The following is a 26,546-nucleotide window of genomic DNA, read 5'->3' as shown; positions in this document are numbered from 1 at the left end:
TCATGTTCGGCAAGAATCGGGTTCCTGGTGACGCGCATGACGCGCCGAAACCGAGCCGGGTGCGGGTTCCTATCTTCCATGTGCCCAACTGGCTGTATGTCCCTTGGCTTGTCCTCAAAGGGGTCGGCCGGGCCGTCTACTGGGCGGTGGTCGCTCTGATCTTTGCGGCCAAGTTCTACTGGGTGAGCGTGCCTATCGGCCTGCTGGGCTACTTGACGGTGGTTTACGGCTGGCATTGGGCGGCGGGGGCGGCCGTGTTCATCACGGGGATGCTCCTCGTGTGGTGGTGGCAGCACCGGGCATCGTTTCGGCGGTGGCTGGGCTGGTTCTACCTGGCCAAGTGGCGGCAGTACGTGAAGTACCGGCCGTTGTGGCAGCCGACTATCACCAATGTCGGCCTGGCTACCTCGTTTGACGGTGACCGGTTCTACCCGTCCATCGTCAACGTGCGCCACGACGGGCGCTCAGATCTGGTGACCGCCCGCATGTTGCCGGGTCAGCACCCGCAGGACTGGGCCAAAGCCGCCCCACGGTTAGCCCACACCTATAAAGCGTTGTCGTGCAGCGCATCGACGCATGACGTCAAACCCGGGCGGGTAACGCTGCGGTTCCGGCTCGTCGACACGCTCGCGACGACGATGAGGCCGTTCCCTGTCCCTGCGGTGGCTGATGTGCGGCGACTGGGGGTCGCAATGGACGAGGACGGGCGCATCTACCGGGTGTCTCTGACCGGGCACGTCCTTTTGGCCGGCCGCACCGGTTCGGGCAAGGCGTCGGTGGTGTGGTCCATTCTGGCCGCGCTGGCGGGAGGTATCGCGGACGGCCTGGTCCAGGTCCACGCGTTCGATCCCAAGGGCGGCATGGAATTCGCTTACGGAAAGGACCTGTTCCACGCCTTCCACTACGACGGTCCCGACACCATGGCCGGGGCGCTGGAAGATCTGGCCAAGGTGGTCAACCAGCGGGCAGACCGATACCGGGGTGTGGCACGAGACCACGTCGCCACGATCGCCGAACCCACGATCGTGATCCCGATTGACGAGTTCGCGTCGCTGACCGCCTACGTGGCCGACAAGAAGATCAAGGAACGGATCAACCAGACCATGGCCGAGATCTTGACCAAGGGTCGGGCGGTGGGCGTGCACGTGATCGCCGCGCTGCAAGACCCTCGCAAAGAGATCCTGTCCTACCGCAACTTGTTCGCCACCCGGATCGCGTTGGCACTCAACGAAGAATCCGAAGTGGACATGATCCTTGGGGACAACGCCGTCGCGCGTGGCGCTGCCTCGCACCTGATCCCGGACACCATGCCGGGTATCGGCTACGTGATGCTCGACGGTCGCGCCAGGCCCGCCCGGGTCCGATTCCCGTACCACAGCGACAACGACATCCGCGCTCTGGCGGCTGCCCACGGCACTGCGTTGGGGGCAGGGCGATGACTGATCTCGGGCCTCACACGATCCAGCTGCGCCTGGTGGGCACCGTCAAGAACATCGCGTTTTGGCTCCGGCTTCTCGACGAACTTGGCTATGTCCACCACGTATCCGAGCCACAACCCGGACGTGGTCAACAGATCCGTGTCTACGCCACTGTTTCGCGCCGCGCTCCCCTGGCAGGAGGTAAGTCATGACCGTCAACAACATCCCCGGCGCACACACGCGGCCGGTGCGGAAACCCACAGCAGGGCAACGCTTTGAAGACTCCGTCCTCGTCCTGATCCTGCTCGCGGTCGGCATAGCGGCAGGCGCGGGATCGTTCACCCACGTGCACGACTGGACGATGAACAACAGCCCCGCCGACAAAGCGGACTGGTTCGGCTGGGCCAACGCCGTCATCTCCGAACTGGTCCCAGTCGCCTCACTGCTTGTCATCAGGCGGCGCAAGCGTGCCGGGCAACCTATCGCCTACCCGGCGTTCCTGCTCGTGCTCGCCCTGGCCCTATCGGTCACCGCACAGCTCGCGGTCGCCAAGCCCGGCTTCTCCGGAGGACTGGTCGCAGTGGTGCCCGCACTCGCGTTCGCGGCACTGGCCAAACTGATCCTCGGCAAGGACCCACGGCCGGACACCGAACCCGATCCCCGACCGGCAAACCTGCCCGCGTATGTGGCACCTGTGACACTGATGCACCCGCAAAACAGCGTGGTGTCAACACCTTCGATCCCCATACCTCGACCTATCCCAGACGAGACGGCAGTATTGCCGAACCGCGTGCAGGACGATCAACCGATCACACCCGCGCAGTCCCCGACAACCATCACACCCGTCCCGGCCCAGGTTCCGGTCAAGGTGTCCACTGCGGCGCCGCTGCCGGCCCAACTGCTCGATCGAGCCCGCCAGGCGGCGGACGACTTCATGGCCGAACACGGCCGGACCATCACCCTCGACGAACTGCGGACGGTGCTGCGCGTATCGAACGCCACCACCGGAGACATCATGCGCGCCCTCGGCCTGACCGAACCTCCGCGCGTCCTGGCCAACGCTCACACGGCGGTGTCGCCGCTGACCGGAAAGCCACTGCTCTAACCAAACCCTGTTCACCTGCCCGGACAGCCTCGAAAGGAGGTGCCCTGTGACCACTGCGCCCAAAAACCAAAACCCAACCATCGATAACCATGACCGCGACGCGACCACGCGGCTCCTCCTGGAGCAGCTGTCCGGGCTGCCCCTCACCCAGATGCAGGGCGACCCGGACGGGCTCATGGAGCGGGCTTCTAAGCCTGGTTTCGGCAACTGGCTGCACCATGCTGCGAAGGCACGCGGCTGCACTAGCCCGATCCGGCTACGCGGCGAAGTCCTCACCGTGCATGCCTCCACCGGGCGGGTGGTCGAGCGGTTCAACACCGACGACCTGCCCGACCGGGTTCTGTACAAGCCGTGCGGAACCCGGCTGGCCTCACGCTGCCCGTCCTGCGCCGAAACCTACCGCTGGGACACCTACCAGCTCATCAAGGCTGGGTTGGCAGGCGGCAAGGGCGTGCCGGAGACGGTGGCAACGCATCCGGCGGTGTTCGTCACGTTGACCGCTCCGAGCTTCGGCGTGGTGCACACCCAGCCCGGCAAAGGGGCGAGCAAGCCATGCCGGCCACGTCGCGAACGGCCCACCTGCGGTCACGGCAAACCGATGTGGTGCAACTCCATCCACGCGGACGGCGACGGGAGGCTCGGACAGCCGCTGTGCATGGACTGCTACGACTACGAGCACCACGCCGTGTGGAACCACCTGGTGGGCAAGCTGTGGTCACGCACCATGCTCCGCGTACGCCGCACCATGGGCGCCACCTCCAAAGGGGTGCTGCGGATCCGCTACGCCAAGGTGGCCGAGTACCAGCGGCGCGGGGTGGTGCACCTTCACGCCCTGGTCCGCCTCGACGGATTCCACCCGGACAACCCTGACGCGATTGAGCCGCCCCGGTTGTTATCGCCCCTGGTGGTGCGACGCTGCCGATCTGCACCGCTTTTGACCTTAAGCAGGCGGTGGAGGATGCGGCGGCGACAACAGCGATCGCGACGGACCCGCACCCTGACCGGCCAGAGCGCGATGGGTGGCCCATTGCCTGGGGGCACAAGGGCATCAAGGTCGATGTGGTGCGTTCCGGGCTGCCTGGCGGGGAGCTGACCGAGCAGCATGTGGCCGGATACCTGGCCAAGTACGCCACCAAAGGCACTGAGATCACTGGGGTCAACGCTGCCCGCATTAACACTGAAACCATTGCTGCATATGCAGATCGGTCCAAGCACGCCAACCGGCTGATCCAAGCGTGCTGGGAGCTCGGCGAGCCGGTCGAGTGGGAGGGGATGCAGCACTGGGCGCACCGCCTCGGCTTCCCGGGCCACTTCTCCACCAAGTCGCGCCGCTACAGCACCACCCTCACCGCGCTACGGCAAGCACGGAGACCCGAGAACCGGATCAAAGTCCACGCGATCGACGGCGACCCGGTCGAGCTGGCCGACATCCACGACGACGAAACCATGCTCGTCATCAACACCTGGCAGCACGTAGGCAACGGCTGGAAAACCAGTGGTGATGCCGCCCTGGCCGCGATGGCCGCCGACGCCGCACGCCAGCGAACGCCGCAAGGCCTTTCACCTACCCACTAGCCAACGGAAGGAGGCGGGCGCATGAGGAGCAGCCCGTTGACCGCGAAGCACTCAATCCCAACGTTAAGAGAGAGGCGACGTCCATATTGGACCGACTTTTGACCGTGCAGGAAGCTGCGGAACTGCTCGGAACGTCCGTGCGATTCCCGCGCCGACTCATCCAAGAGCGGCGGATCAAGTTCGTGAAGCTGGGCACACACGTGCGTATCCCTGAGAGCGCACTACTGGCACTCATCGCAGAAGGAACAGTCGAGCCCGTCAACGTTGCTTGGTCGGGCGGAAAGGTTGTGTCGTAATGGCAAAGCGCCGTCAGTTCGGCTACATCCGCAAGTTGCCGTCCGGCCGTTTCCAGGCGTCATTTGTGGATCCGGCCGGCGTTCGGCAGTACGCACCGGACACCTTCAAGGCCAGACCAGATGCAAGCCGCTGGCTGGCCTTGGTGGAGGCCGATATCTCTCGCGGTACCTGGACCAACGATCAGCGCGGAAAGGAGCTGTTCGGCGACTACGCAACAAGCGTGCTGCGGGACAGCTCCCAGATCGGACCACGGTGGCGCGAGACATGCGAACGGAACTTGAGGCTACACCTGGTGCCCTTGGTTAAGACGCCGCTTCGGTCGCTGTCTCCCACCGTGGTCAGGCAGTGGCATGCGGAGGCGTTGAGGGGCAGCGGCGGGCGAACTTCGATCGCCCAGTCTTACCGATTCATGCGGATGGTGATGAATACAGCTGTTCGAGAGGAATTGATCCAACGCAACCCGTGCCAGGTTCCTGGGGCGGGTCTGGTACAGGCCAAAGAACGGCCGATTGCCACACCAGCGGAGGTGATCAAGCTGGTTGAGGCGATCCACCCGAAGTATCGAACAGCGGTTCTCATCGCAGCCTGGTGCGCCCTGCGACGCGGGGAGATCGCGGGTCTCCTGGTGAGCGATGTCGATCTAGCAGCGGGCACGATCACCGTGCGAAAGAACAGGGTGGAGTTGCTAAAGGGCGGGACGGCGTTCGACGGAGACCCTAAGACTGAGGCAGGAAGGCGCACGATCGCGATCCCGCCCCATGTGGTCCCGTTGGTGAGGTTGCACCTGGCCGAATTCGCCGGATCTGAGCGGCTGTTCGTGAGCCGTGACGGCACCGCGCTTCGGGGGAACACCCTCTACCAGGCGTTCAAGAGAGCTAGGGCGGCTGCCAAGCTGGAGCACCTTACGTTTCACGATCTTCGGCACACCGGGCAGACGCTGGCCGCTCAAGCAGGGGCGACTCTTGCAGACCTGATGCGACGGCTCGGTCATGCATCGATGGTCGCGGCGAAGCGCTACCTGCATGTCGTCGACGGACGGGACGCGGAGATCGCCAAGGCCCTCTCTGACCTGGCTGAGCATGGCGACGCGGCCAAGCTTCCCAGGTCCATCACGATGAGGTCTTGACGTATGTTCGATCGCAAATCGCAGGGCGCGGGTGCTCTGAGCTTTGAAAACTTCGTGACTTACAAGCGGAGGGTCACAGGTTCGAACCCTGTCGCGCCCACCAGCAAATTCTTTGATCATCCCAGCTGCTACACCGGCCAGATGTAGCAACCTGTGTAGCAACGCTTCAGCCCAAGTGATCATCGAGCCGCCTCGCCGCCTGGCGCATCGCGTCCAGGTTGGTGTGAGCGTAGATCTTCAGAGTGATCTCCACATCCGCGTGCCGAGCGAGCGCCTGCACGATGTGGGGCGGCACGCCCAGCTCCAAGAGCAAGCTCACCATCGTGTGCCTCAGATCGTGCAGCCGCACATCCTGCATGCCGAGCCGCTCCCGCAGCCGTTCCCAATGCCGGTTCAGGTTCCGCGGCTCCATCGGCGTGCCGACCTCAGAGGGAAACACGAGATCGTGCTCCTGCCAATCGTCACCGGCCGCCTCTCGCTCCTTGTCCTGACGGTCACGGTGTTCGAGCAGCGCGAGCCAGGTCACCTCTGGAATGGGCAGCACGCTGTCGGAGTCCTCCGACTTGGTCTCCTGCAAGCGCAAGTGGCCGTTGACGCGCTGAACTGTCTGGGCCGGGGTGAACGTGCCGATGTCCAGGTCGAGGTCGCTCCAGCGCATCCCGAGCAGCTCACCTCGCCGAAGGCCCATGGTGGCGGCCGCGAGGTAGAGCGGCTGGAGCCGGTGTCCGTCGACGGCAGCGAGCACGGTCCGAACCTGTTCAACCTTCAGACCTTTGCCTATCTTGTACCGGGGTGCAGCCACCCTGACCAGTGATGCCACGTTTCGGCTGACCAGCTCCTCACGCATGGCGTGCCCGAGAGCGTTGCGCAGCACCGCGTGGATGTACTGCACCTGCCTGACGCTGGCCTTCCGCTGACAGCACTTCCCGACCAAGCAGCACCGCTTGGCAGGTGGTCGCTGCGCGTCGAGCTTCGAGGTGCAGCACATGCACTTTTGTCGGCACCGAGTCAGGAACAGGTTGACGTCTTGCACGCTCAGCTTGTCGAGCCGCTTGGAGCCGAGGCCCGGCACGAGATGCAGCCGAACAATTCCTTCGTAGCCTCGGGCCGTAGTCTCCCGGCGCTGGCTGGCGTACACGCTGAGCCAGTACTCGAGGTACTCGCTTACCCGGCAGGAGCGGTCAGGGATCGGGATTCCGCGGTGCGCCTGCGCGATGAGCCGTGTCAGCTCCTGGTGTACGTAGTCCCAGGTGGCTCCGTACACCACCTTGCGCTTCACGGCTCCCGTCGCGGTGGGGAGGTAGACAGCACCCACCCAGCGCCCGTCAGACTTGCGTTGATAGATGCTGCCCTCTCCGTTGCGGCGCTTGCTGCGCTGCGGCTCGTTGCTCATAGCCTTCCTTCCTCGATCAGCTTGTTGACCAGTTCGCGGCACGCGCTCGCCGGGATACGGCGTGAACGGCCGACTTTCACTGAGACCAGGAGCCGCAGACGCATCAGGTCGTAGATGGTCGTGCGTCCCACGTTCAGGACCTCAGCAGCCTCCTCAGGCGTGAGGAGCAGTTTCTCCAAAGTGGACACCTCCCTTCTCGGCGTCTGTGGCGGTGGCAAACAGGTGGGCTAGCTCTTCTCTGCCAAGGCGTTGCTTCTCGCGCGCTAGCGCCGCTGCCGTGTTGGCGAGGATCGCGTCGGCGGACGTGTGCCAGCCGATTCCGGCAAACGCCAAGCTGGAGATGACGAGCGTGGTCTCCTCGCTCGCCGGATCCGAGTCATGTGGCAGCTCTTGCTGCGGCGTGATCTGCGTGCGGCGGTAAGCCGTCCGGGCGTTGCGCTGGTGGGTAAAAGTGATGCTGTAGCGCCGCGATTGGGTGTAGAAGTGGCCACCGAAGCCGAGCATGTGTGCCCACCGTTGCAGGCCTTGGAAATAGGCCGGGTCGTCCGGGGTAGGGGAGTGACGCTGCGTCGTGGCCGGCGGGCATGTTGAGTCACCGTCGGCAAATTCGTGGTGGCAGGTTTCGCAGCGAACCATCGTGGTCTTGCTGCCGCACGCGGAGCAGGTGCGAAGCGCGGTTAGGCGGAGGTCCCTGTCTGGATGCGGGTCATACCGTCGTGGTGTGATGCGGCGCCCAAGTTTCCAGCAAGCCGCGAGAAGTCGCTCAAGGTGGTTCCCGCCGAAGTTAGCTACATCGTAGACGGTCTCTTCGTCCAGGCGAGTGGAGCGCAGTCCGGCCGCCTCAGTCGACTTCGTGGCGTACTTGGCGAGGTATCCCGCAACCTGGCTGTCGCTTACCTGGTTCGTTCCAGTCATGGCGACCGTGCGGACGTCGCCGCCTTTGTCGAAGTCGCCCCATCCGATGAGCCAGCCGCGAGGCTGGTCTGGGTGACCTGGCGTGCCGAAGCGGATCTGCTTGGCGGCGTGCTTCACCGCCTCGTGAAGGTCGGCATCGCTGAAAGCTGCGGGTGGCCGGACGATGGCGGCAGGATCCTGGGCGTCGACGCCGTCGATGCGCAGCAGGACGTGGAAGTGCACAACGCCCCGGGCTTGGAACTCGGCGACTTTGCCGCAGGAGACCCGGATCGGCGGGACGGTGACGGGCTTGCCCGTGACGGGGTTGATGGCGACCTGGACGCGGGAGATGCCGCGCTGTTTGGCCAGCTTCGCCAGATGTCGGTCGATGGCTTGTTTGGTGCGCCGCCACAGTTCCCCGGCGTAGCGGTTCCAGATGACGTGGCGTTCGTGGTCGTAGCAGTCGAGGCAGAGCGGTTTGCCGACGTGCGGGTCGTCTTCCTCGTGGCGCGCGAAGCAGAACGCGGGCCGCCCGTGGGCACAGCGAGGTTCTGCGCGTCGTGCGTGGCAGGGTTCGGGTCGGCATTCGCAGCGTCGCCGGTTGGTGCAGGGGTGGTTTCGGATGTAGCGGCTGTGCACCTTGCCGAAGCTGGGTGCTGTAAAGGTGGCGAAGACGGCCGGGTGGGTGGCGACGTTGTCAGGGATTCCTCGGCCGCCGACGAGTCCGGCGCGGATGATTTGGTAGGCGTCCTGTTGGTAGGTCTTGGAGCAGGCCGGGCAGAGTGAGGCCCGTCGGTTGCCGCATGCCTTGTAGATGACGCCGTCTGGCATGGTGGCCGTGGAGCCCACGCCGGTGAGGGTGGCGCTGTTGCCCGTCCTTGTGACTTCGTAGAGGTTGCCGCTTAGCCGGATCGGCCTGGAGCAGGCGGCGGCCGCGGTGATGTGGTCGAGCCATTGCTCATAGTCTCCTCGGCCGGTGCGGGCGAGGATGGCGTTGACGAATTCGGGGCCGGGGTAACGGTTTTCGGCGTTCGAGGCCGCACCCCACGCGGTTGTAGCGTGGGATGCAGTTTCCAGCGTCGAAACGGTCACTGGTGAGCCTCGAAGAGGGTGTCTTGGTAGGCCGCGGCTACAAGCTCTGCCGCACCTTGGAATCCGAGGTCGATGGTGTCCACGTGGTTGACGACAACCTGTGTTTTGCAAGCCGCGCATTGGTTCTCATAGACAGCGATACGGCCGCACGGGAACTCCTGGCCTTGTACCGAAATTGGCTTGAGGCAGGGTCCGCCGGGCGTGGTCGCGACAATGGTCTGCTGTCGTTGGATGACGTGGTGGCGATTGGGCTCGGCTGGGCAACGGTGGACGTACTGTCGGACGTTGATGTAGTAGGTGGTCATCGGCTACCTCCGGTGAGCTGTCCGTTGAGGACGGGGGCAGGGTCGAGGTCGGCTAGCAGTTGACTCGCAACGACGTCGGGGATGTTCATGACCTGGGCGAGTTGGCCCGGGGTCGGCGGTTCGCCGTAGCGGGACTGGTGGTTGGTGACGGCGAAGCGTGCAGTGGAGCGCAAGGACTCCGGAATATCTGGCCCGGTCTCACGGTCAGTGGTGGCCGGCGTGACCGGTGTGTGAAGTACAGGGGTCATTTGTTCTGCCGTTGCGGCAAGGCGGATTGCCTCGTGCACGTTGAGGTTGATGACGAAGAGGGCGACCGTGGAGATGAGCATGAGCCCGTCGACGGCCAGGGGGCCGAGTGCGGCGACTATCTGGTCTTCTCCGTGGTGCAGCAGCATGCCTCGGATGTGTCGCCAAGAGACCAGGCCGGTGATGACGATGATCGGCGTGAGCGCACCGGCTCGGGCAAATATGCCCCAGAAGCCACGTCGCCAGTTGACTCGCACCAGGATTTCCAGCGCGACGAACAGCAGGACTGGCCAGGCCGCAGCGAAGACGACAGCCATTGGATGCGGTGCCCAGTCAGCAGATGCTCCGGCTGGGGGCAGGTAGGAGTAGGCGACATTCGAGGAAAGCGAGATTCCTCCGCCAAGAATCGCACCGGCATAGGCCCAGACGCGTCCTCGTGTTTCAGGTGCAGGTGTGTAGGTGCGCATGTGGCGGGATTCCTCCAATCGGTCTGATGTAGTGCTTGCCGCCGAGGCAGCCTCGGCAAAGGCCGACGAAGATTCCTTTGGCGGCTAGTTCGTCTTGCCAGCAGCCAAGGCATGTGGTGGACATCGGGAACGTGGCAGTGTTGAGGCAGCCGTCGCAGAGCAGCTGGCAGAGCGGGCAGTGGCGAACTAGCGTGCCGAGAACCTCGTGTGGTTCGAGGAGGATGAAACCTCCGGTGCAGAATGCGCACTCGACGGGCGCCTGCTGTGTTTTGGTGCGACGTCTAGTCATTGAGGTTCTCCTCCGAGTCGAAAAGGGTGTCGTGGTCGAGCACGTCGGGCGTGCGTGTTGCGCGCCTTGGTGTTGCTTTCTTGACCGTCCACCGTTCGTGGGCGGTCTGTTTGGCGACTCCGAGCCGGGCGGCGACGTCGGTCCAGGAGTAGCCGAAGTCGCGCAGGCCGCATACGGCGTTGGCGATGGCGTAGTCGAGGTCCTCTTGGAGACCGGCAAGCATGGCCAGTGCCTCGATGTCGCCGGAGCTGACTCGCCGGGCGTAGGCACGCAGGATGCGCCGTGCGAAGGCGTCGAAGGCCTTGTTCTCCACGGTCGTCTTGGTTCGCGTGTTTGGCGTCAGGTCTGGCCTGACGCTGTTCTTGTGCTCGGTAGTGGGCGTAGGTTCGGAGGTCATCAGGCACCTCCGGCGTCTTCTGGCGCGAATGCGCCGTCACAAACGGCACAGACAATCGGTCCGATCTCGAAGACGGACTTGGCGATGCGGATCTTCCGACCGCAGTCACACAGGCAGGACAGCCCGTTGTTGGAGTTCTCGCGTTCTTTGGCTGCGCCGACCGGCTCAGGGTGGCGGTACAGACTGAGCACATCAGCGAGCGCCTTGAGCGGCACCGCGTAGCGGATGGGTGTGTGGTCGGCCAGGTTGCAGACGGTCCAGCCGAACCTGTCGTGTTTGTCGACGGTGAGGCCGAGTTCCTTGGCCAGTGCTGCGAAGTGTTTGTTGTGCCAGCGTCCTTGGCGTGAGGTGTCCTTGATGTCTCGCACATCAGCGAGGGCGTGTGCTGCTTCGTGAAGCAGGGTGGTCAGGATTTCTTCCGGGCTACGGGCAAGTCCTTCTCCGGAGATGAGGACTTCGTGGACGAGGTCGCCGCCGTGCTGCCAGCGCATCGAGGCGAAGTGGCCCCACTTCATAACCTGGCCAGCGCGGGCCGGTGAGCCGGAGCCGAGGATGACGACCACCGGCGGAACGTCGCCGTGGTGATCGCGGATGGCCGACCAGCAGTCTTCTAGAGACGCGACGAGGTCAGCGGTGCGGATTTCTTGACACGTACGTGTCAGGTCGTCGACGGTCATCGGGCACCTCGCCCGGTGAAGGTGTAGCCGTCGATGCCGGGCGGGTCGACCCAGGCCGGGTCTTCGGCGTCTTGCCGGTCGTAGCTGTACCGGCTTTGTTGGAGTTGCAGCTGGTCCAGCTCGATGAGCAGGGCCAGGCAGCGGCCGATGGCGTGGCCGGCGTCGGCGTGTTCGGTGTGGCGGATGGCGTCGGACAGGGCCGAGCGCAGGTAGCCGAGGGCGAAGCTGGTTTGCCGCTCGGGATCGGGCAGATGGGACAGGTCAGCGCGAGCTTGAGCGCGCTGCTGTGGTGTCGGCTCAAACAGGGCCGACGGGTTGTGGGTAGGGTGCATGACAGCCACGTCCTTTCGTGTCGTGGTTGTGGTGAAGACCGTCCGGGCCGGTGGCTTTCTCAGGGCGGGCTGGCCCGGACGGGGGCTAAAGGTTGAGCAGGACAATGCGTGCCCGGAATCTGTTGTCTTGCAGCTGGGTGTTCTCGCCCAGCAGCTTGCGTGCGGCTATCAGGCCCGAGTAGGACACCAGCCGTCCCGCTTCCTCGGCGATCTCCACGGCGTGCTCGATGAGTTCCCGGCTGGAGATGATGACGATTTCGGTGTACTGGACCGGCTGGCTCATGCCACACCACCCGACATCGGCTTGCGGATCCACTTGGCGTGCTTGGCAAGGTCGTTGATGTTGTCGTCGCTCAGGTAGCAGACCTTGACTTTCTGCGGTGTACCGCCTTCGGTGAGCAGGTAGGCCTGGCCCTGGTTTTCCGGGCTGATGTCCTGTGCGTTGTAGCCCTGTTCGGCCCAGCCGTTGCCCAGCACGATGTTCGAGGAGTTCGGCGTCGTACACCGGAAAGCAGCCCTATAACCAAACAGGTCACGCAACGACGTCGGGATGATGTCGTGCGAAGGACGTTGTGTGGCAACAACAACAGGCATGGCAGCGGCCCGGCCGCGTGCGACCAGATCACGAAGCAAGACAACGAAACGTTCCTGCTGAAGTTTCGTGCCGTAGGTCGCCGAGTAGAGCGCCAGCTCGTCGATCACGGTCAGGATGACGCGGACGTTGTCTGTGGGAACGATTTTTCGGCGTACCGAACCGAAGTCGATAAGGTGGGCCAGCCACTCGTAGCGGTTGTCGAGCACCTTCTGAAGCCGTTCCAGGACACTAATAGCGTGGTCCATGCCACCGACGACGAACTCGTCGGCGATCGGCTGCCACGGCCCGAGCTCGACCCGCTTGCCGTCGAACAGGACCAGCGACGTGTCCAGGCACATGGCGGCGTGGCCGCAGATGGCGTTGAGCAGACCCGACTTCCCGCCACCAGGTTCGCCACCGGCCAGCAGATTGCGGTAGATCACCGAGGTGTAGACAGGCTGGCCGAACTCGTCGATGCCGATGTAGATGGGATCGAACATGGACATCAGCGGGGCCACCGGAACAGGTCCATCGTTGGTCATGGCAGTCATCTCTCTATCTGGCTTCAGATCCACGGATCGTCCTCTTCCATGCTCTGGCGGGTAGTCGCTGCGGAGCCGTTGTCCTTCTGGACAGGCTTCTTCGCCGAGTTCGGCTTGTAGCGCACCAGCGGGACCTCATCGAGGTTGAGCCCATTGGGGATCAGCGACCGCTGCACCTTCACCTCGGCTGCGCTCTCCGGCAACTGGTCCACCAGCGGTGACTTGACTTTGCGGGTGAGCACCTCACGGCGCTTGATGTCGATGCGCAAGTAGGCGGCGTTCGAGCCGGGCTGCTCCACCATCACGCTGGTCGCCCAGCACACCACCGCCAACCGCTCCAGACGAGCGACGAGGTCTGCTTTGGACAGACCGGGCCGCAGGAATATCCAGACGCGTTCACCGATCGGGGTCGGGCGAGCCCACAGGATCAGCGGCAGGCTCCCGTGCTGGTTGGACTTGATGACATCGCTGAAGCAGACCCGCAACCGATGCCGCACGATCAGGCACCACACCAGCGCCACCAGAAAGCGGCGCACAGGCCGGATCACGGCCGGCACTCCGATGACCAAAGCCAGCACGATCACCCGCACCGTCACGCTCGTGGACTCGGCAAGCATCGTGAACGCGGAGCAGAAGACAATGAGTACGGCCAGTTCTGGTGTCCACCACCAGACCATGCGGATGACCGGCCACACTCGAGCAACCGCCCAAGCGACGCTGCCAACCAGGGCGCCAAGAGTGAGCCCGCCGAACAAGGCCAGGATCGGGTGCACGGTCGCCGACAGGATCGCAGCGACGAGCAAGCCGACGACGGCAGTGCACACGCAGAACGCCACCTTGGCGTTGCGGCGATAGTTGGTATAGACGGTGGTGGCTACCAGCGTGACCGGAGCCGAGCCCGGCGAGCGAAACCAGCCCGCTCTTGAGCTAGATTTGCGCATGACAAAGTCCCCTCTTCACAGGGTGCGGATTTTGTTGGGAGCGGGGGTCGGCTCGGTGTAGGAGCCTTTAGCCGACCCTCCGCGTACTACGGTGCTAACCCAGGAGACCCGCGCTCAGCGGGGACCAGGGGCCTTACGCGGCAGGCTGCCTCGCCTTGTTCGCCGTCGACACAGCAGCGTTGATGTCCTCAGCCTTGTACGACAGACCGGTGCGCCCATCCTTGAGCTTCCACTCCACTGCCTCCAAGCCGACCGGTGTGGCCCATTCACCACGGCGCACCTCAGGCCTCTGACCGGCCGTCGTGACCGAGATGATGCTGCCGCCCTTGTCCGGCCCCATCGCGCAGAACTGCGTGACCCACATGGGCTTGCCGCTGTCGCGCTCTACTCGCTGGATCCTGCGGTCGTCCAACTTCGGCTCCGCCTCGGTCGTCACCAGGTACATGAACCCGGTCGTGTTCAACATCAGCCTCATAGCGGCTGTCCCTCCTTGGGTCTCGGGGCTTACTCGCCCGTTTTGCGTAACCCAAAGAACCAACTAGGTTGACAATCCTCAATGACTGAAGACGCCCGCCTAGCGATTCCTTGGCCCCGCGACCTGCTCGTTTAAAGCTGTTTGTCGCGTGATCCAAGAATCGCGTACCGTCGATTGAGCCGACAGTGGCAACGAGGTGACGGACCCGGTTCCGATGGGGACAGGCCGTTGTCCCCTTCCGTGTCACCAGGGCATACGGGAAATACTGAGCGCATGGAGGAAGAACTGGCACGCGATCTCGACCGGCCAGCTTGGGCAGTCCGCATTCGAGCCGAGCGTCATGCTCGGGGATGGTCCCAAGCCGAAGCTGTGCGCGCGTTGCAAGCCAACTCCGACACGGCCCTGCCTGACGAACCGAACGTGTTGCGAAGCTGGAAACGTTGGGAAGCAGGCGATGTCGAGCCCGACGAGTTCTACAAGCGGCTGCTCGCCAAGACCTTCGGCAACGTCACCGCGGCCCTCTTCCCCCGTCACGGCACCGTCTCCGACGACGAGATCCTCCAGGGCACCGGCATGGAAACCCTGGAAATCATCTCCCGCCTCCGGGCGTCAGACGTCTCTGCCGCCACCCTCGAAGCCCTCCAGGTCACCGCGGACCACCTCTGCTCCGAATACCCCTTCGCCGACTCTGAGCTACTGCTCATCGAAGGCCGCGCCTGGCTACGCCGCATCACCGGCCTACTCGACCGGCGCCTCACCCTCGCCCAACACCGCGAAGTCCTCTCCCTAGCCGGCTGGGTCTCCCTACTCGTCGGCTGCGTCGAATACGACACCGGCCGGCGCAGCCACGCCGAAGCCACCCGCAAAGCTGCCCTCAGCCTCGGCCAAGAATCCGGCAACATCGACATCGAAGGCTGGGCACACGAAATGCGGGCCTGGTTCGCCCTCACCCAAGGCGACTACCGCTCCGTCATCGCCGCCGCCAAAGCAGGCGAAGCCGCCGCCTCAGGCCGCTCCGTCGCCGTCCAGCTCGCCGGACAACGCGCCAAAGCCTGGGCACGCATGGGCGACCGCCGCCAAACCGAAGTCGCCCTCGAACAAGGCCGCGACCTACTCGAAGGCCTGCCCTACCCCGAAAACCTCAACCACCACTTCGTCGTCGACCCCGCCAAATTCGACTTCTACGCCATGGACGGCTACCGCATCGTCGGCGACGACAAAAAGGCCGAGCACTACGCCACCCAGGTCATCCGGGCTTCAACTGGGCCGGACGGCACCGAATCCAAGCCTATGCGCGTCGCCGAAGCTCGCATCACGCTTGGCGTACTGGCCGCGCGAGCCGGAGACTTGGAACAGGCCATCGCCATGGGCGAACGCGCCCTCTCTGGCGACCGAAGATCCCTGCCATCCCTGCTCATGGTCTCCAGTGAACTGACCGACCTCCTGCGAACAAAGTTCGCCAACGACCCCAGCGCGCTGGAGTTCGTCGAGAAGGTCCGAGCCCTGAGCGCTGGCGGTATCAGCACCTAGTCGAGCGCATCCCGCGCTTCCATGTGGTTCCGTCCCGCTCATCCGGGTCTGATCCGCAACACTCCACCCCCTGAATCAGGCGTGGGTGTCATCAACGCGTCTACCCGACGTCCGGTGCCCAGGCAAGAGCTATGCATCGATACCCGTTACATGGTGCGAAGGGTTCACACATGAAGATCACGGAATTACTTATCACCGGCTACGACGGCAACCGACCCGTCTTTGTGGTCAACGTCTTCCCAGAGAGTGCCACGACGCTCCTCGTCACGACAGACGAGGACGGGGAGGATGCCGTCGCAGCCACTGCGGAGCGCACAACACAGATGTTCAGGCCAATGAAGAAGCTCCTCGAAGGAGCCATGATCGTCACGCCATAGTGGGGACAGTAGGTCGTCAATCGCAATCGATATCCACGAGCTAATCCGGCTCGGTGAAGTTCGTGGATAAAGTTCCTGCCTTATTGGCGGAGCAATCGCCGCCTAGCCCGCGGATTCCTCTCTGGCCGGCACCCGTCGACCGTCCACGCCAGGCCTCGGCCGTTTGCCCACGCTTCCGATAGTTCGTCACCGTAGCCACCTTCACCCCGACATAGGCAGCCACGTCAGACGTAGTCCACCACTCAAGATCAGGATCTGGCCCGGCGCTCACCCGACCACTTCTGCCCTATGGCGGGCAGCACTGAAAGGCGGCGATCAGAGCATGACAAGCACAAACACACGGCGGCTCCAGCCGGTTCCGCCAACCTGGCGGGTCACCAACTGGGAGATCAGCGAAGACGGACGTTGGAAGATCGCGGCGGTCTCCGATCACGACAACGGCGACTGGCAGAGCGCTTTGGCGGTAGCCCGGACCTGGTTCGCTGCTTCCGTAACCGACATCGAAGCGCATAAGCGGCGCATCAGAATCGATCCTTTGAATCCGCGGTGACCGGAAGTGAGCCGCGGCAGTTCATCGCCTGCCGCCACGCCCACCTGAGAGCAAACCAAAAGAGTTACCCCTCGACTTGCACCGGGGCGATTCACCCCGGTTCGTGACTGCGCCGGAGTCTCCGAAAGGCTGGTTGTCACGTCTTGTGCGACTGGCGCAGCCCGAGCCTAGCCAAGGGGATGATCACGGCGAGGACACCGACTGCGACGGATTCGCTGAGCCGGTCGCTGCCGCCAGCCTCGTTGCACGTGGGGTGCCGTGATGCGCGATGATGTCTTCTGACGCACTGGCTGCCGCAGACTGTGCCCCGCCGCCTGCTCGGACTGCACGCACGGGCTCGCGCTGAGCGTCCAACCTGTTGTCGAGTGAATTTCGTAAGGAGCCTTGTGAGCGCCCTCGGTAGTTTCATCTGGTCGATCGCCGACCAGCTTCGGGGGCCCTACCGGCCCAACCAGTACGGCAACGTGATCCTCCCGCTTACAATCCTGCGACGCCTCGACTGCATCCTCGAGCCCGACCGGGAGACAGTGCGCGCGCTGGCGGCGAAGTACGACAACCCCAACCGGCTCAAGATCGAGGTCAAGAAGGCGACCGGCAGGCCGTTCTACAACACCTCGAACTACTCTTTCGCCAACCTGCTGGCTGACGCCGATGGGCTGGCGGACAACCTGGCCGACTACATCGACCGATTCTCGCCCGATGTCGACGTATTCCAGTACTTCGACTTCAAGAAGGAGATCCTCGCCCTGGAGAAGGCGGAGCTGCTGCGTGAGGTCATCACGTCCTTCAAGGCCGTCGACCTGCATCCGGACGTCGTCTCCAACGCCGACATGGGCGATGCGTTCGAGTACATCATCCGTAAGTTCAACGAGGCCGCGAACGAGACCTCCGGTGACCACTACACCCCGCGTGACGCGATCCGGCTGCTTGTCGACCTGCTCTTCGCCGAGAAGGACGCCGACCTGACCGAGGCCGGCATCGTTCGCGCGCTGTACGACCCCACGGCGGGCACCGGCGGCATGCTCTCCCTGGCCGAGGAACACCTGCTCGCGCAGAACCCCGACGCGAAACTGAGCCTGTACGGGCAGGAGTACAACCCGCAGTCGTACGCAATCTGCAAGTCCGACTTGCTGGCCAAGGGCCACGATGCGACCAACATCGCCTTCGGCAACACGCTCACCGACGATGCGTTCAAGGGCCGCAAGTTCGACTTCTGCATGTCCAACCCGCCCTACGGCGTCGACTGGAAGCAGTACGGCAAGGCAGTCACGAAAGAGCGCGACGAAGCCGGCCCCTACGGCCGTTTCGCCCCCGGCCTGCCGGCGACCTCGGACGGACAGATGCTCTTCCTGCTCCACCTGGCCCACAAGATGCGAGCGCCGGAGGACGGCGGCGGCCGGGTCGGCATCGTCATGAACGGCTCGCCGCTGTTCAACGGCGCCGCCGAGTCAGGCCCCTCCAACATCCGCAAGTGGCTGCTGGAGAATGACCTGGTCGATGCCATCGTCGCGCTGCCGACCAACATGTTCTTCAACACCGGCATCGCCACCTACATCTGGATCCTCGACAACACCAAACACCCCGACCGCGAAGGTCTAGTCCAGCTGATCGACGGCACGTCGTTCTGGACCAAGATGCGCAAGAACCTTGGTGCCAAGAACCGCCAACTCAGCGACGTCGACCGTGCCAAGGTGCTCCGCTTGTACGCCGACTTCACCGACGCCGACCCAGACCTTTCGAAGGTGCTACGCAACGATGAGTTCGGTTACTGGACCATCACCGTCGAGCGCCCTCTCCTCGACGAGTTCGGCAACCCAGTAGTCGACCGCAAGGGCAAGCCCTGCGCGGACCCGAAGAAGCGTGACACCGAGAGTGTCCCATTCACCTACGGTGGCTCGACGACCGGTGTGGCCGGCAAGGTCGAGGTCATCCAGGCGTACTTCGACGCCGAGGTGAAGCCGCACGTCCCGGACGCCTGGATTGACTGGCTAAAGGTCAAAACCGGCTACGAGATCCCCTTCACCCGCCACTTCTACAAGTACGTTCCACCACGTCCCCTCGCCGAGATCGACGCCGACCTGGAGAAGCAGGTCGCCAAGATCCTTGACTTGCTGCGAGAGGTGGAGCAGTGACGCACACCGCCGCTGTTCCAAGCCACTGGAAGACCGGCAACATTCGTAGATTCGCCCAGATGAAGAGCGGTCACACGCCGAGCCGCTCGGTGTCGGCTTACTGGGAGAACACCGACATCCCGTGGTTCACGCTCGCCGACGTGTGGCAATTGCGTGACGGTAAGCAGATCTATCTCGGCGACACCGCGAATAAGATCAATGAGCTGGGCTTAGCCAATTCCGCTGCGGAGTTACTCCCCGCTGGCACCGTGGTCCTATCGCGGACGGCCTCGGTTGGCTTCTCGGGCATCATGTCGAGGCCTATGGCGACCAGCCAGGACTTCTGGAACTGGGTGTGTGGGACCGAGTTACTCCCCGAGTACCTGAACTACCAGTTCAGGTCGATGACCGCCGAGTTCAAATCGCTCAACATGGGCTCGACTCATCAGACTATCTATCAGAAGGATGCCGCGACGCTTCAGATCGTGGTGCCACCGCTGGAGGAGCAGCGTGCCATCGCTGCTTACCTCGACCGCGAGATCGCCCGCATCGACATGCTCATCGAGGAGCAGCAGGTACTGGTTGGGATGCTGCAAGAGCGGCGGGTCGCTACGGTCGCAGAGGCGTTGAACGGCCACGAGATGAGCCGCCTCCGGCGGCTCGTTGACAGCGATAGGCCCATGACCTATGGGATTCTTCAATGCGGCGAGCCGGTCGATGGTGGGGTTGCCTACATCGGCCCCTCAGACATCACTGGTGAGGGCGTATCGCCGAAGCTGGACACCTTGCGAACGACGACACCTGAGATTGCGAGCGTTTACCAGAGATCAGTTCTCGTCGGCGGAGACGTTGTCGTTTCGATTGGACCGGCGTACGGGAAGGTCGCCGTTGTGTCGGACGACCTGACTGGCGCGAATCTGACGCAAGACACAGTGCGGGTGGCGCTACGACCGGACCTGGTGGACACGCGGTTCGTTGTCTGGGCCTTGCTGTCACGACAAACCTCTGAATACTGGGACCACCAGATCATGGGGGCAACGTTCCGCCGCCTGAATCTTGGCACCTTGGCGCGGACACCAATCCCGCTCCCATCGATCGATGTACAGCGAAGAATCGCTGCTTCCCTCGATGAGCGGACCTCGAAAATCGACTTGCTTATCGCTGAGTCGGCGCGCTTCATCGAGCTGGCCCGCGAGCGCCGTGCGGCGCTCATCACAGCGGCGGTGACGGGGCAGATCGACGTGCTGGAGACAGCGTAATGGCTGATCACCACGAGGTCGTCTTCGAGCTCGAGATCTGCACGTACCTAGAGTCTTACGGGTGGCTCTACTCGCCAAACGACACCGGTTACGACCGTGAGCGGGCGTTGTTCCCCGAGGACCTGTTCGCCTGGCTGGAAGGGACCCAGCAGTTGGCGTACGAGAAGGCTTTGAAGGCTGCGGGGTCGCAGGCGAAGTTGCTCGACGTGCTGACGACGGCGCTCGATAAGCCGCTGGAACATGGCGGCGGGACGCTGAGCATCCTGCGCAACGGGGTGCAGTACATCGGTGGTGGCCGGTTGAAGATGGCGCAGTTCCGTCCCGAGACCAGCCTGAATGCGACCACCAATGAGCAGTATGCGGCGATGCGGGTGCGGGTGATGCGGCAGGTCCACTTCTCCACCGCTGACCAGCGCAGCATTGACCTGGTCTTCTTCATCAATGGGCTCCCGGTCGCCAGCGTCGAGCTGAAGACCGACTTCACGCAGTCTCTCGATGTGGCAATCAACCAGTACCGCAAGAATCGGCTTCCGCTGACCAACGGGCGGCCGGAGCCGCTGTTGTCGTTCGGGCATCGGGCGCTGGTCCATTTTGCGGTCTCCAACGACCTGGCCGCGATGACCACCAAGTTAGAGGGCGAGAAGACCCATTTTCTGCCGTTCAACATGGGCCGCGAGAATGGCGCGGGGAATCCCCTGGGTGAGGGCGGGCAGTCGGCGACGGCCTACCTGTGGGAGCGGGTCTGGGAGAAGCACGCCTGGCTCAACATCGTCGGCCGGCTGATGATCGTGGAGACCAAGGAGGAGTGGGATGTCGCGACCGGCACCTCGGCGCGGCGTACGAGCATGCTTTTCCCACGGTTCCACCAGTGGGAGGCCGTGACGAATGTCGTGGCCGCAGTGCGCGAGGAGGGGGTGGGGCAGCGCTACCTGATCGAGCACTCGGCAGGGTCGGGGAAGACGAACACCATCGCCTGGACCGCGCACCGGCTAGCGCGGCTGCACGTGAACGACGAGAAGGTCTTCGACTCGGTGATCGTGGTCGTGGATCGCAACGTACTCGACGGGCAGCTCCAAGAGGCAATCCGGCAGATCGACGGGTCAGGGAGGATCGTGGCCACGATCAGCCCGGAGGACGTCCGAAAGGCGGGGGCGAAGTCGAAATCCGGGCTGCTGGCGACCGCCTTGAAGAACGGGGAGCTGATCATCGCGGTGACGGTGCAAACCTTTCCGTTCGCCCTCGACGAGATCCGGGCCGACTCATCGCTGAAGGGGCGGCGGTTCGCGGTGATCGCAGACGAGGCGCACTCGTCGCAGTCCGGGCAGATCTCCTCCAAGCTCAAGGCTGTACTGACCGCCGAGGAGGTCAAGGAGATCGAGGAGGGCGGCGCGGTCGACGTCGAGGCGATCCTGGCCTCGGAGATGACCGAGCGGGCAGCGTCGGAGAACATCTCCTACTTCGCGTTCACGGCGACGCCGAAGAACAAGACCCTGAAGCTCTTCGGCCGCAAGGGTCCCGACGGGAAGCCGGTCGAGTTCCACCTCTACTCGATGCGGCAGGCGATCGAGGAGGGTTACATCCTCGACGTGCTCAGGGGCTACCAGTCCTACGACACCGCCCTGAAGATCGCCGGCCGGGCCGAAAGCGGCGACGGCAACGATGTGGTGGAGGAGGCCGCGGCTCGTAAGGGGCTGATGCGGTGGGTGAAGCTGCACCCGACCAACATCAGCCAGAAAGTACAGATCATCGTCGAGCACTTCCACACCAACGTCGCCCATCTGCTGGAGGGCAAGGCGAAGGCGATGGTCGTGACCGACTCGCGCAAGGCCGCAGTGAAGTACAAGAAAGCGATCGACGCCTACATCGCCAAGCGGGCCGCCAAGGACGCCTCGTACAACTACGGCACCCTGGTCGCCTTCTCTGGCTCGGTGACGATGGCCGACGACGAGGAGTGGGCTTCGGACTGGGGGCCGCAGCCGAGCAAGGACGACGAGTTCACCGAGGCCAACTTGAACCCCGGCGCTGGCTCGGACCTGGCTGCCGCCTTCAAGGGCGCGACCTACAAGATCATGCTGGTCGCCAACAAGTTCCAGACAGGGTTCGACCAGCCGTTGCTCTCGGCGATGTACGTCGACAAGAAGCTATCCGGGGTCACTGCTGTGCAGACGCTATCCCGGCTCAACCGCACCCATCGCACTGTGGGCGGGGAGCAGAAGCGCAAGACGTTCGTCATCGACTTCGTGAACAAGCCTGAGGACATCAGGGCTGCGTTTGAGCCGTACTTCACCAATGCCACCCTGGAAACCGAGACCGACCCGTACGTCGTCGTCCACCTCGCCACCAAGCTCGCCCAGGCCGGGATCTACACGCCAGAACAGGTGCGCGAGGTCGCCGAACTGTGGGTCACCCGCAAAGGCAACAACGCGCTCTCGGCCGCGATCGGCCCGGCCAAGAACAACTTCGCCCGCCGATACGCGGCGGCGATCGAGGCCGACGACAAAGTCACCCTCAACACCCTCGACCTGTTCCGCAAGGACGTCTCCACCTACGTCCGGCTCTACGACTTCATGAGCCAGATCGTCGACTACGGCGACCCGTCCATGGAGATGTTGTCGATCTTCCTGCGGCTCCTGGAGAAGGTCATCGCAGACTCCTCCTGGGCCGCGGAGGTCGACCTTTCCGACGTGGTCCTGGTCGGGGTCAAGCACAACAAGGGCGTCGCGGTCGACATCTCGCTGACCGGTGACGGCGAACTCAAGGGCATCGGCGCCGCGGGCACCGGCACCCGGAAGGAGCCGAAGTACGTCGCACTGCAGGTCGTCATCGACAAGATGAATGACCTCTTCGGCGCCGAGTCGTTCTCCGCGTCTCAGGTCCGTGAGTTCGTGCAGGGACTGGTACAGCGGCTACTTGCCTACCCGGACCTGGTCAACCAGACCAAGGTGAACTCGAAGAAGCAGTTCATGGAGTCGCAAGACTTCCAAGCGGCAGTCACCGAGGCTGTCATCGACAACCAGGCAGCCCACAACACCATGGCCGACTACTTCTTCAGCGACGGTACTGGCATCAGGGGTGTCATGGTGGCCCTCGCGGACGCCTTCTACGAGGCAGCGATCGATCAGCGGACGGACGTGTGAGAGGCCGCCCGCGGAATGGGACCGCGCGATACAGGCCGATAGCTAATACGACCGCAACACCACCATCAATCGGCGAACGAGGTTCGACCGGCCTTCGCCACGGAGGAAAGCATTGATATATCGCGGGACAGATCAGTCCTGGAGCTATCCGTCAAGATAGGACAACGGACGCAACCCGATAACATTCCCACAGTCGGCGTCATGTGCAATAGAACAAAAGCGAATAGTCGCCGGACTATTTGTCAAATGAACGAGAGAGCAACTCAAGCATTTCCGGCGTACGCCTGTCGAGTTCCTCGTAGTAAGAATCCTCGTCGATAGTCCCGTCAAGCAAACCGTCAGCCAACTCCGAAAGATCTTTGTCGCGCAGAGGGCGATCTATCACCTTCTGGCCATGGCGGACTTCATTGCGAACATCCATTGCATTCACCTCGTTGGATCGGCTTGCGATTGACAATCGATGGGATCGTGGACTCTACACCGCAACTGACCTCCTGGCCATTGCCATTCCCACAGCCATGATCTGCGCTGTCATCAAGAGTAGCCCGTCGTCTCCTCCAAGCGTGAAATTGTCACTTCTTGGAGAATCGACAATTAATAAGCCAAAGTGCTCGTTACCGGCAAAAATCGGAACAATTACGAACGACGTGAAGGATCTGTCGCTGGGATCGATGCCCGCATATTCATCATCGCCATCGCGTTGGCGGCCAATGTGCGCCTTGCGAGAGCTTCGTGCGAATTCGATCATCTGCCGATCGGGTTCTGTATCAGCTGGACTGATTGCAGATCGAATCGCGTTCTCCTCTCTACCTTCTTGTTCAGCCAGCGATAAGGCCCCCCTCGTGTCATCGAACACATAGATTGAGGCGCGATTGTTTCTTGATTGCTTACCGCTTGACCTAGCTGCAGCAGTTAGAATGCGGTGCTGGAGAGACTTTAGATGGACTTTGCTATCGGAGGGCTCAGACATCGCCAGCATTCCCAGCGAACGGCATACGGGTAGACCATTCGTATTCAAGGCCTGAGTGTAATATCTGGCGATCCTGTCCATATTGCCAAACCGAGCACGACCAGCCAAAGTGGCAAACACTGTCCAAGCGGCTAACATGACGACCGCAATAAGCGCTAGTACGAACCAAATCCCGGTAAGGTGTGAAAGGCTCACCGTACCGGCGATCAGGAGGGCTTGAGCAACTGCAAGAATTTTAAAGTTGCCCAATAGATTCATGAGTCTGTCCCACCCTCGAAGGCGCGACATAATATCGGCAACCATTGGAGCCACCCAACCAGGTCGGCGGACAACCTGTGTAGAGACTATGTCTCCAGGGTAGACCGTCGTTATGTATTTTGGCGTGAACTCGGATCTCAAGCCGTCCCAAAGAGCATTACGCGCTCAACCGGCACTTGGTCCGGCCTGTGTTGTCGAGCTCATGCTGCCTGATCGATCTCAGCGGCTGTCTGTGATGTCTGTGGTTGATTGTCAGGCTCCTTTTGAAGCGTTACAGATCTGCTTCAGATGACGCGTAACGCAGAGCTAGACGATCTTTACTAGACTGATCTTGTTGGTTCTTTGGTGTCTTTGCGTTCGTGTGTCGTTGACATCGTGGTACTCACGGTCGCCAAGGAGGTTGTACGGGCCAAGGTCCATCCACTGAGCCGGGCCGAACTACGTCGACTTCGCCAATACTGATCGTTGGCGATGGGTGGCTATATTGCGCGGCGTGAGGCAGTGGTGGCGTGGCTGGCGGTGGCGGCTGGCGGTGGGTGTGGCCGTGGCGGTGGTGGCCGCGTTGGCTGGCTGGTCCGCGATCGCTGGTGGGCAGCCGATATGGCTGGTGAGCCTTGGCACAGTCGCCACGGTGCTGGGCGGGTTCGGCCCGTTGTTGTTCGACTGGCTCGCCGGATGGCGTGCGAAGCGGCGGGCGGCGATCAGGGCTGGGGCGGCGTGGCAGGTGGCCGAGCCAGATGAGTCTGTGGTGTGGTTGCTTCGCCCGGCCAACCGGGTGGTGCCGTTTGCCGGCCGGCTCGAACAGCTCAAGAAATTGACCGCGTGGTGCGACCAGGACCAGGCGATGCCGGTGCGGCTGGTGGTGGCACCGGGCGGCTTCGGTAAGACGCGCCTTGTCGGCGAGTTCGCCGCCCGGCGCAAACGGTGGCAGGTCTGGCCGGTCAAGGAAGACAGTGAAGCGCAGGTAGCGGCGGCCATTTTGGATGATCGGGTGGAGAAGCGTCTGCTGGTGATTGTGGACTACGCCGAAGCCCGAGCTGCCCGCCAGTTGGCTGGTCTGGTTGCGGCCGTGGCACGCCAGGATCGTCGCGATGATGCCCGCGTGCGGTTGCTTCTGATCGCCAGACGGGTTGGCCCGTGGTGGACCCAGCTTGGCCGCTTTGCGGAGGGTGACCAGGCCCTGGTGGAGTCTGTCATCGTCGCGCCAGGCGGCGTGATCGAGTTGCCCGCGCACGCCGACGATCGCCCGCCAGAGACAATCATGGGCGAAGCGGCGAAGGCGTTCGCCGCCAAACTGCGCCAACCCCTTCCCGCATCGATGCCGACACCCAGGCATCCCGAAGGGTTGTCACTGTTACAGCTGCACGCGTACGCGCTAACGGCCGTGCTCGGGTCCGCGCCGTCCACCGTGGACACCAGAGCCGATGTCATCGACGAAGTGCTGCGGCACGAAGCCCGCTACTGGCGTCGACGCGCCACGAGCACCCATCCGCCGCTGATCGGCGCAGCAGACCCTGATGAGGCCACAGACGCCGACCTACCGCTGTGGCAGCTGACCGCCGTTGCCTGCTTATTCGGCGCGGCTAACAACGCCGAAGCGCTCGAGCTGGTGCACCGCACACCATGTTTAGCCGCCATCGCCGACCAGGCCATCAAACAGCGTTGGGCCCGTTGGCTTGCGGCGCTCTACCCCGACACCCAACAGCCGGAAAGCTTGGGACTGCTACAGCCGGACCTACTGGCCGAGCACCTCATCGCCCAACTGCTGACCGCATGTGACCTGCAGCAGATACGAACTATGTTCGCCGGAATCGATCCCCGCGAAGCAGTACAGGCGCTGACAGTCATCGGCAGGGCCAGCGACCACCACCCCCACCTGCTGATTCTCGTCGATGTCGTGCTGGGCGCGTCGCTGGCCTCGATGACCCACGGCGTAATCACTGTTGCGAGCCAGTTTCCGCGCCTGTACACCGCACGGCTGGTCGCGCAGCTACCCGGCGACATTGCACCGGAGCAGCTGACCGAGCTCGCCAGGCTAGTCCCGTACCCGTCGCTGGAACTGGCCCAGGTTGCCGTCGCACTCACCACAGCCATCACCGCGCAGAAGGACCTCGATCGCGCTGGACGCGCCGGGTGGCTCACCACACATGCGGTTCGCTTGGGTGAGGTGGGTAGGCGGGCTGAGGGCCTGGCTGCCGCCGAGGAAGCC

General features: G+C 63.3%; 27 protein-coding genes and 1 pseudogene. 14 read left to right on the top strand and 14 right to left on the bottom strand.

The window, feature by feature from the left end:
* Positions 1 to 2: 2 nt before the first annotated feature.
* The 7 genes and pseudogenes from Rhe02_RS41605 to Rhe02_RS41580 all read left to right on the top strand — a co-directional run bounded on the left by Rhe02_RS41605 (position 3) and on the right by Rhe02_RS41580 (position 5,521).
* A complete protein-coding gene (locus Rhe02_RS41605) occupies positions 3 to 1,439 on the top strand; it encodes an FtsK/SpoIIIE domain-containing protein (protein WP_203914028.1) in 1,437 nt (478 codons plus the stop codon).
* Between the two features lie 187 nt (positions 1,440 to 1,626).
* Positions 1,627 to 2,523: a hypothetical protein gene (locus Rhe02_RS51075; protein WP_203914027.1), complete on the top strand. Its 897-nt coding sequence runs from the start codon at positions 1,627 to 1,629 to the stop codon at positions 2,521 to 2,523.
* 46 nt (positions 2,524 to 2,569) lie between these two features.
* The gene (locus tag Rhe02_RS41595; protein ID WP_203914026.1) at positions 2,570 to 3,616 is read left to right on the top strand and encodes a replication initiator; all 1,047 of its coding nucleotides are present in this window, start codon (positions 2,570 to 2,572) and stop codon (positions 3,614 to 3,616) included.
* Entirely contained in the window at positions 3,502 to 4,098 is a 597-nt protein-coding gene (locus tag Rhe02_RS41590; protein WP_308442058.1) for a replication initiator, read from the top strand. The genes Rhe02_RS41595 and Rhe02_RS41590 overlap by 115 nt, the downstream gene beginning before the upstream one ends.
* Positions 4,099 to 4,202: 104 nt before the next feature.
* Complete coding sequence (locus tag Rhe02_RS41585; protein WP_275412684.1) at positions 4,203 to 4,394, top strand: excisionase family DNA-binding protein; 192 nt, start codon at positions 4,203 to 4,205, stop codon at positions 4,392 to 4,394.
* Positions 4,394 to 4,546 (top strand): annotated as a pseudogene (locus Rhe02_RS51175) (site-specific integrase); the annotation flags it as partial. The gene Rhe02_RS41585 and the pseudogene Rhe02_RS51175, both read left to right, overlap by 1 nt.
* A 375-nt stretch (positions 4,547 to 4,921) precedes the next feature.
* Entirely contained in the window at positions 4,922 to 5,521 is a 600-nt protein-coding gene (locus Rhe02_RS41580) for a site-specific integrase (RefSeq protein WP_203914023.1), read from the top strand.
* Between the two features lie 166 nt (positions 5,522 to 5,687).
* On the opposite strand, the gene Rhe02_RS41575 is transcribed toward Rhe02_RS41580, so the two are convergent.
* From Rhe02_RS41575 to Rhe02_RS41520, 12 genes are all read right to left on the bottom strand, one after another.
* Positions 5,688 to 6,914 (bottom strand): tyrosine-type recombinase/integrase, encoded by a 1,227-nt coding sequence (locus Rhe02_RS41575; protein ID WP_203914022.1) that lies wholly within the window; start codon positions 6,912 to 6,914, stop codon positions 5,688 to 5,690.
* Entirely contained in the window at positions 6,911 to 7,093 is a 183-nt protein-coding gene (locus Rhe02_RS41570) for a helix-turn-helix domain-containing protein (RefSeq protein ID WP_203914021.1), read from the bottom strand. The genes Rhe02_RS41575 and Rhe02_RS41570 overlap by 4 nt, the downstream gene beginning before the upstream one ends.
* Positions 7,068 to 8,900 carry a replication initiator gene (locus Rhe02_RS41565; RefSeq protein ID WP_203914020.1) on the bottom strand — a complete coding sequence of 611 codons (1,833 nt, stop codon included), beginning with the start codon at positions 8,898 to 8,900 and terminating at the stop codon, positions 7,068 to 7,070. The genes Rhe02_RS41570 and Rhe02_RS41565 overlap by 26 nt, the downstream gene beginning before the upstream one ends.
* Positions 8,897 to 9,205 (bottom strand): hypothetical protein, encoded by a 309-nt coding sequence (locus Rhe02_RS41560; protein ID WP_203914019.1) that lies wholly within the window; start codon positions 9,203 to 9,205, stop codon positions 8,897 to 8,899. Before Rhe02_RS41560 ends, Rhe02_RS41565 begins: the two co-directional genes overlap by 4 nt.
* Positions 9,202 to 9,918 carry a hypothetical protein gene (locus Rhe02_RS41555; protein WP_203914018.1) on the bottom strand — a complete coding sequence of 239 codons (717 nt, stop codon included), beginning with the start codon at positions 9,916 to 9,918 and terminating at the stop codon, positions 9,202 to 9,204. Before Rhe02_RS41555 ends, Rhe02_RS41560 begins: the two co-directional genes overlap by 4 nt.
* Positions 9,919 to 10,199: 281 nt before the next feature.
* Entirely contained in the window at positions 10,200 to 10,604 is a 405-nt protein-coding gene (locus Rhe02_RS50250) for a hypothetical protein (protein ID WP_239124391.1), read from the bottom strand.
* The gene (locus Rhe02_RS41545; protein WP_203914017.1) at positions 10,604 to 11,281 is read right to left on the bottom strand and encodes a SprT family zinc-dependent metalloprotease; all 678 of its coding nucleotides are present in this window, start codon (positions 11,279 to 11,281) and stop codon (positions 10,604 to 10,606) included. Before Rhe02_RS41545 ends, Rhe02_RS50250 begins: the two co-directional genes overlap by 1 nt.
* Positions 11,278 to 11,613: a hypothetical protein gene (locus Rhe02_RS41540; protein WP_203914016.1), complete on the bottom strand. Its 336-nt coding sequence runs from the start codon at positions 11,611 to 11,613 to the stop codon at positions 11,278 to 11,280. The genes Rhe02_RS41545 and Rhe02_RS41540 overlap by 4 nt, the downstream gene beginning before the upstream one ends.
* Before the next feature lie 85 nt (positions 11,614 to 11,698).
* Positions 11,699 to 11,896, bottom strand: coding sequence for a hypothetical protein (locus Rhe02_RS41535; protein ID WP_203914015.1), 198 nt, complete (start codon positions 11,894 to 11,896; stop codon positions 11,699 to 11,701).
* The gene (locus Rhe02_RS41530) at positions 11,893 to 12,729 is read right to left on the bottom strand and encodes an FtsK/SpoIIIE domain-containing protein (protein ID WP_239124390.1); all 837 of its coding nucleotides are present in this window, start codon (positions 12,727 to 12,729) and stop codon (positions 11,893 to 11,895) included. The genes Rhe02_RS41535 and Rhe02_RS41530 overlap by 4 nt, the downstream gene beginning before the upstream one ends.
* 23 nt (positions 12,730 to 12,752) lie before the next feature.
* Complete coding sequence (locus Rhe02_RS41525) at positions 12,753 to 13,670, bottom strand: hypothetical protein (protein WP_203914013.1); 918 nt, start codon at positions 13,668 to 13,670, stop codon at positions 12,753 to 12,755.
* A 133-nt stretch (positions 13,671 to 13,803) separates the two neighbouring features.
* Complete coding sequence (locus Rhe02_RS41520; protein ID WP_203914012.1) at positions 13,804 to 14,145, bottom strand: hypothetical protein; 342 nt, start codon at positions 14,143 to 14,145, stop codon at positions 13,804 to 13,806.
* Positions 14,146 to 14,418: 273 nt separating this feature from the next.
* On the opposite strand from Rhe02_RS41520, the gene Rhe02_RS41515 reads away from it, so the two are divergent.
* The 6 genes from Rhe02_RS41515 (at position 14,419) to Rhe02_RS41490 (ending at position 23,109) form a co-directional block, all read left to right on the top strand.
* The gene (locus tag Rhe02_RS41515; protein ID WP_239124389.1) at positions 14,419 to 15,675 is read left to right on the top strand and encodes an NsdA family TPR-like regulatory protein; all 1,257 of its coding nucleotides are present in this window, start codon (positions 14,419 to 14,421) and stop codon (positions 15,673 to 15,675) included.
* 170 nt (positions 15,676 to 15,845) lie between these two features.
* Complete coding sequence (locus Rhe02_RS41510) at positions 15,846 to 16,052, top strand: hypothetical protein (RefSeq protein ID WP_203914011.1); 207 nt, start codon at positions 15,846 to 15,848, stop codon at positions 16,050 to 16,052.
* A 322-nt stretch (positions 16,053 to 16,374) separates the two neighbouring features.
* On the top strand, positions 16,375 to 16,602 hold the full coding sequence (locus Rhe02_RS41505) for a hypothetical protein (RefSeq protein ID WP_203914010.1): 228 nt from the start codon (positions 16,375 to 16,377) through the stop codon (positions 16,600 to 16,602).
* A 386-nt stretch (positions 16,603 to 16,988) separates the two neighbouring features.
* Complete coding sequence (locus tag Rhe02_RS41500; RefSeq protein ID WP_203914009.1) at positions 16,989 to 18,734, top strand: type I restriction-modification system subunit M; 1,746 nt, start codon at positions 16,989 to 16,991, stop codon at positions 18,732 to 18,734.
* Positions 18,731 to 19,972 carry a restriction endonuclease subunit S gene (locus Rhe02_RS41495; RefSeq protein ID WP_203914008.1) on the top strand — a complete coding sequence of 414 codons (1,242 nt, stop codon included), beginning with the start codon at positions 18,731 to 18,733 and terminating at the stop codon, positions 19,970 to 19,972. Before Rhe02_RS41500 ends, Rhe02_RS41495 begins: the two co-directional genes overlap by 4 nt.
* Positions 19,972 to 23,109 (top strand): type I restriction endonuclease subunit R, encoded by a 3,138-nt coding sequence (locus Rhe02_RS41490; protein WP_203914007.1) that lies wholly within the window; start codon positions 19,972 to 19,974, stop codon positions 23,107 to 23,109. The genes Rhe02_RS41495 and Rhe02_RS41490 overlap by 1 nt, the downstream gene beginning before the upstream one ends.
* 235 nt (positions 23,110 to 23,344) lie before the next feature.
* Here the strand turns inward: Rhe02_RS41490 and Rhe02_RS41485 are convergent, their stop codons facing one another.
* Together Rhe02_RS41485 and Rhe02_RS41480 are read right to left on the bottom strand one after the other, a co-directional pair.
* Positions 23,345 to 23,530, bottom strand: coding sequence for a hypothetical protein (locus Rhe02_RS41485; RefSeq protein ID WP_203914006.1), 186 nt, complete (start codon positions 23,528 to 23,530; stop codon positions 23,345 to 23,347).
* A 54-nt stretch (positions 23,531 to 23,584) separates the two neighbouring features.
* Entirely contained in the window at positions 23,585 to 24,337 is a 753-nt protein-coding gene (locus Rhe02_RS41480) for a GAF domain-containing protein (RefSeq protein ID WP_203914005.1), read from the bottom strand.
* 493 nt (positions 24,338 to 24,830) lie between these two features.
* Here Rhe02_RS41480 and Rhe02_RS41475 point away from each other — a divergent pair.
* Positions 24,831 to 26,546, top strand: a 1,716-nt coding sequence (locus tag Rhe02_RS41475) for a hypothetical protein (RefSeq protein ID WP_203914004.1), incomplete at its 3' end; no start/stop codon positions are given.

Source organism: Rhizocola hellebori (assembly GCF_016862955.1).
Classification (GTDB): Bacteria; Actinomycetota; Actinomycetes; order Mycobacteriales; family Micromonosporaceae; genus Rhizocola; species Rhizocola hellebori.
Note: the sequence above shows the minus strand (reverse complement) of the source record. Positions and strands in the feature narration are given on the sequence as shown.

Coding starts and splice junctions, on each gene's coding strand:
- Rhe02_RS41605 (WP_203914028.1), top strand. CDS start 3: ATGTTCGGCAAGAATCGGGTTCCTGGTGACGCGCATGACGCGCCGAAA.
- Rhe02_RS51075 (WP_203914027.1), top strand. CDS start 1,627: ATGACCGTCAACAACATCCCCGGCGCACACACGCGGCCGGTGCGGAAA.
- Rhe02_RS41575 (WP_203914022.1), bottom strand. CDS start 6,914: ATGAGCAACGAGCCGCAGCGCAGCAAGCGCCGCAACGGAGAGGGCAGC.
- Rhe02_RS41560 (WP_203914019.1), bottom strand. CDS start 9,205: ATGACCACCTACTACATCAACGTCCGACAGTACGTCCACCGTTGCCCA.
- Rhe02_RS41555 (WP_203914018.1), bottom strand. CDS start 9,918: ATGCGCACCTACACACCTGCACCTGAAACACGAGGACGCGTCTGGGCC.
- Rhe02_RS50250 (WP_239124391.1), bottom strand. CDS start 10,604: ATGACCTCCGAACCTACGCCCACTACCGAGCACAAGAACAGCGTCAGG.
- Rhe02_RS41545 (WP_203914017.1), bottom strand. CDS start 11,281: ATGACCGTCGACGACCTGACACGTACGTGTCAAGAAATCCGCACCGCT.
- Rhe02_RS41540 (WP_203914016.1), bottom strand. CDS start 11,613: ATGCACCCTACCCACAACCCGTCGGCCCTGTTTGAGCCGACACCACAG.
- Rhe02_RS41535 (WP_203914015.1), bottom strand. CDS start 11,896: ATGAGCCAGCCGGTCCAGTACACCGAAATCGTCATCATCTCCAGCCGG.
- Rhe02_RS41530 (WP_239124390.1), bottom strand. CDS start 12,729: ATGACCAACGATGGACCTGTTCCGGTGGCCCCGCTGATGTCCATGTTC.
- Rhe02_RS41525 (WP_203914013.1), bottom strand. CDS start 13,670: ATGCGCAAATCTAGCTCAAGAGCGGGCTGGTTTCGCTCGCCGGGCTCG.
- Rhe02_RS41520 (WP_203914012.1), bottom strand. CDS start 14,145: ATGAGGCTGATGTTGAACACGACCGGGTTCATGTACCTGGTGACGACC.
- Rhe02_RS41515 (WP_239124389.1), top strand. CDS start 14,419: ATGGAGGAAGAACTGGCACGCGATCTCGACCGGCCAGCTTGGGCAGTC.
- Rhe02_RS41510 (WP_203914011.1), top strand. CDS start 15,846: ATGAAGATCACGGAATTACTTATCACCGGCTACGACGGCAACCGACCC.
- Rhe02_RS41505 (WP_203914010.1), top strand. CDS start 16,375: ATGACAAGCACAAACACACGGCGGCTCCAGCCGGTTCCGCCAACCTGG.
- Rhe02_RS41490 (WP_203914007.1), top strand. CDS start 19,972: ATGGCTGATCACCACGAGGTCGTCTTCGAGCTCGAGATCTGCACGTAC.
- Rhe02_RS41485 (WP_203914006.1), bottom strand. CDS start 23,530: ATGGATGTTCGCAATGAAGTCCGCCATGGCCAGAAGGTGATAGATCGC.
- Rhe02_RS41480 (WP_203914005.1), bottom strand. CDS start 24,337: ATGAATCTATTGGGCAACTTTAAAATTCTTGCAGTTGCTCAAGCCCTC.